Source organism: Neptunicoccus sediminis, assembly GCF_001719615.1.
GTDB lineage: Bacteria > Pseudomonadota > Alphaproteobacteria > Rhodobacterales > Rhodobacteraceae > Amylibacter > Amylibacter sediminis.
Map to the genome: position 1 here is coordinate 1 of NZ_MDVX01000045.1, position 3,826 is coordinate 3,826.

The 3,826-nt window shown below is 61.3% G+C and carries 3 protein-coding genes; 2 read left to right on the forward strand and 1 reads right to left on the reverse strand.

Annotated elements, in window-relative coordinates; all coding sequences use genetic code 11:
- Window positions 1-333: efflux RND transporter permease subunit (locus BFV97_RS17710; protein WP_281200966.1), on the reverse strand; the 333-nt coding region annotated here is incomplete at its 3' end.
- Window positions 334-554: 221 nt separating this feature from the next.
- Between BFV97_RS17710 and BFV97_RS17715 the strand changes: the two genes are divergently transcribed.
- Together BFV97_RS17715 and BFV97_RS17720 are read left to right on the forward strand one after the other, a co-directional pair.
- Window positions 555-2,906, forward strand: coding sequence for a heavy metal translocating P-type ATPase (locus BFV97_RS17715; protein ID WP_245667820.1), 2,352 nt, complete (start codon window positions 555-557; stop codon window positions 2,904-2,906).
- A 61-nt stretch (window positions 2,907-2,967) separates the two neighbouring features.
- The gene (locus BFV97_RS17720) at window positions 2,968-3,468 is read left to right on the forward strand and encodes a L,D-transpeptidase family protein (protein ID WP_069301707.1); all 501 of its coding nucleotides are present in this window, start codon (window positions 2,968-2,970) and stop codon (window positions 3,466-3,468) included.
- The last annotated feature ends 358 nt before the right edge of the window (window positions 3,469-3,826 follow it).

A 3,826-nucleotide genomic window follows, 5' to 3' on the forward strand; every position in this document is an offset into this window, starting at 1 on the left:
GCGGGTCAGGTCCCTGTCGCCGGCGCAGGCACGCGCTTCATTCAACGCCTGATCGAGATAGATCAACATGATCACTCCGGTTTCAGCCGCCACCCCGGCCAGCGCGATAAACCCGACGGCCACCGCAACCGACATGTTGAAGCCCATGAACCACATGAGCCAAATGCCACCGACCAGAGCGAAAGGCAGCGACAGCATCACGATCAAGGTTTCCGTCAGGCGGCGGAAGTTTAGGTAAAGCAGCAGAAAGATCAGCGCCAGCGTCAGCGGCACAACAGTGGCCAGCCGCTGTTTCGCGCGTTCATGGTATTCGAACTGACCGCTCCAGCCCAAAGAATAGCCCAGCCTTTCAAAAACTACACTGGGACCGCAAATAGTGCTTCCCGTAGATGGAAGGTCAAGTCCAATCGCCTCGCTGTCGCGCCCGAACAGTTCAGAGGAGGTACAGTGCTGATTGTGATGGCCTTAAGCACAGAACATCCCAAGAAACTTCTTGAACCTCTAGCAACTGAAGCTCCTATCTTTGGCTCTACGCTTATTCTCAGAGGTTTCCCATGTCCCACGACGGTCCAGACACGCATCCGCACGGTCATCAGGATGATCGCAAAGACACAAAGGCTTGCTGCGGCCAGACGGCCGAAGACACCGCGCAGGTGGCAGCACCTCCACCATCCTCCGGACGCAGTTTTCGCGTTAACGGGCTGGATTGTGCGGAAGAGGTCGCGATCCTGAACAAGGTCGTCGGACCGGAAGTCGGCGGCAGCGAGCATCTGGCCTTCGATGTGTTGAATGGTAGGATGACCATCCTCGAAAGCGCCAAACCGCTCAGCGACGACAAGATCATCAAGATCGTCGGCTCGACCGGCATGAGCGCGAAGATGTGGGATGCCGAAAGCGCCGAAGCGGATCAGGCGGCCCATTTTGCGCGCCAGCGTCTTTTCACGGGCCTGAGCGGTGGCTTCTGGGCTGCGGGATTCCTCTACCATATCGTCGAGACCGGGGCCGGAGGCGCACTAAGGCTCTTCTCCGGTCATGGCGAGACGTCTATGCCTCTGGTCGAGATGGGACTGTTCATGCTGGCGGTGGTGTTCGGAGCATGGCTGGTCGCCCCCAAGGCATGGTCCGCCGCGCGCCGACTTTCGCCTGACATGAACCTGCTGATGATCGTCGCCGTGGCCGGGGCGATCGGGCTGGGCGAATTTTTCGAGGCGGCAACGGTCGCCTTCTTCTTCGCCCTGTCGCTCACCCTTGAATCCTGGAGCGTGGGACGTGCGCGCAATGCGGTCTCTGCCCTGCTGGACCTGGCTCCGCCGACAGCGCGCGTCATTCGCGCTGACGGATCGGAGACCGACGTTCCCGCCGCCGAGGTTGTGATCGGAGATCACTTCGTCGTCCGGGGCGGTGATCGTATCCCCCTTGATGGTGAAGTCACCGAGGGTCGGGGCGATGTCGATCAAGCTCCGATCACCGGAGAAAGTGCCCTTGTGGCTAAGGAAACTGGTGACGAGGTCTATGCCGGGACGATTAACGGCGATGGCACGCTGACGGTCAGGGCCACCAAGGCCGCAGGCGATACCGTGCTATCGAAAATCATTCGCATGGTAGGCGATGCGCATTCGCGCCGGGCCGAGGTGGAGCAATGGGTCACGAAATTCGCTCGTATCTACACGCCCATCGTGATGGTGCTGGCGGTTCTGATCGCCGTCGTGCCGCCGCTGCTGTTTGCGGGGGCGTGGGACTACTGGTTCTACAATGCGCTGGTCCTTCTGGTGATCGCCTGCCCTTGTGCGCTGGTTATCTCCACACCCGTTTCCATCGTTGCCTCGCTCGCGGCCTCGGCACGCAATGGCGTGCTGATCAAGGGCGGTGCCTATGTCGAAGCCCCCTCGCGTCTGACGGCTCTGGCAATGGACAAGACCGGGACGATTACTATGGGAGAACCGGAGGTCGCGGGCCTGCATCCTTTAGGCGGCACGGTCGAACGCGACCTTCTGAGCGCCGCTGTCGCGCTGGAAGCCCGCTCTTCGCATCCTTTGGCGCGGGCCATCCTGGCGCGCGGCGAACGCGACGGGTTGAAGCAGTCGGCGGCTACCGACACTAAAACGGTGCCGGGCCGCGGTGTCGAGGGAACCTGGGAGGGTCAGCCCGTCTGGCTCGGTTCGGATCGATTTGCGACCGAGAAGGGGCTTGGCGAAGCGATCCCCCGCGACCTGCTGGAACGGATCGAGGGGGCTGGCAGCACACTCGTGGCCGTAGGCTCCGGGGACCGCCTGCTCGGCCTGATCGAACTGCGCGACCGTATCCGCCCGGATGCGAAGGGGGTCGTGGCGCGTCTGCATGCCCAGGGCGTGCAAAAGATTATCATGCTGACCGGCGACAATGAACGCACGGCACGAGCCGTGGCGGCGGAAGTTGGTATCGATGAGGTTCGCGCAGAACTGCTGCCCGAAGACAAGGTGACAGCGATCGAGGAGCTGGTCGCTAACTACGATGTTGTGGCAATGATCGGCGACGGTGTGAACGATGCACCGGCCATGGCAAGGGCACATTTCGCTATCGCAATGGGCGCGGTCGGATCGGACGCCGCCATCGAAACCGCAGATATCGCCCTAATGACGGACGACATCGGCAAGGTGCCGTGGCTGATCGGGCATTCGCGCCGCACCATGAACGTCATCCATCAGAACATCGCAATTGCGCTTGCGACGAAGGCGCTGTTCGTCGGGCTGACAGCGTTCGGCATGGCAACAATGTGGGGTGCCATCGCTGCGGATGTCGGCGTTTCGCTACTGGTAGTCGCCAACGCGCTCAGGCTGCTCCGGGCCAAGAAGGACCGGCCGGACGGGTCCGGGGGAGAGCAAGTGGGAGAGAAGATGGCGCAGGGAGCCCTGGCCCACGGCCATTGATTGATCAGGCATACCGATACCGATATGAGTGGACAGGTAAAAAGATCGAGCGGACGACATGATGAAAACGACACGACGAACGGCACTCTTGGGCGGACTTGCACTTGGCCTTGCAGGGTGCGCCAGCAAATTCCGAACCTACGATGGGCCCAAGGTCACCCGGTTGCAGATGTTCAAAGGTGACCGGAACCTGTTCCTGTTCAACAATACCTCGGTCCTGAAAGCCTACAGGATAGACCTCGGTTTCGCGCCCGAGGGGCCCAAGCAGTTCGAGGGTGACGGGAAAACGCCCGAAGGGGCTTATACCGTCGACCGACGCAATCCCGACAGTCTGTTCCATCTCTCAATCGGAATCTCTTATCCGAACGAGGCCGATATCGCCTTCGCCGCTGCACAGGGACGTGAGCCAGGCGGCGACATTTTCATCCATGGCGGGCCACGACCCGGTATCGACGCGATCAAACCAGACTGGACGGCGGGTTGCATCGCGGTGTCGGACCGCGAGATTGAGGATATCTACGCGATGGTGCGGGACGGGACGCCGATCGACATATTCGCCTAGCGCCTATCCGGCCTTGGACGGCGGTTCATAGAACCCGTGCAAGAACGATCGAGGCGAACAACGCCAGGAGTCCGAATGCGATCGCGGAACTTGCCGCGTACTAGGCGATGTCCAGCCTGTTGCCGCCACGCTTCCTGGCGAGATATCCGCCCCATGCGGCCCCCGCCACTGCTCCAAAGATTACGATCATGGTGCGCTTTCCTTTCTGTCGGTCATTCCAATGGCTCCCACAATGCTCGCCGCCAGAATGAGCAAGAACGTCAACTGTCCGTATTTCGCGAAGGGCGTAGGCGGGAGTGCGGCAGGCAAGCGGGCGTCCAAGACGCCGGTCTCATCCAGCCCGAGGCGGGCGACGATC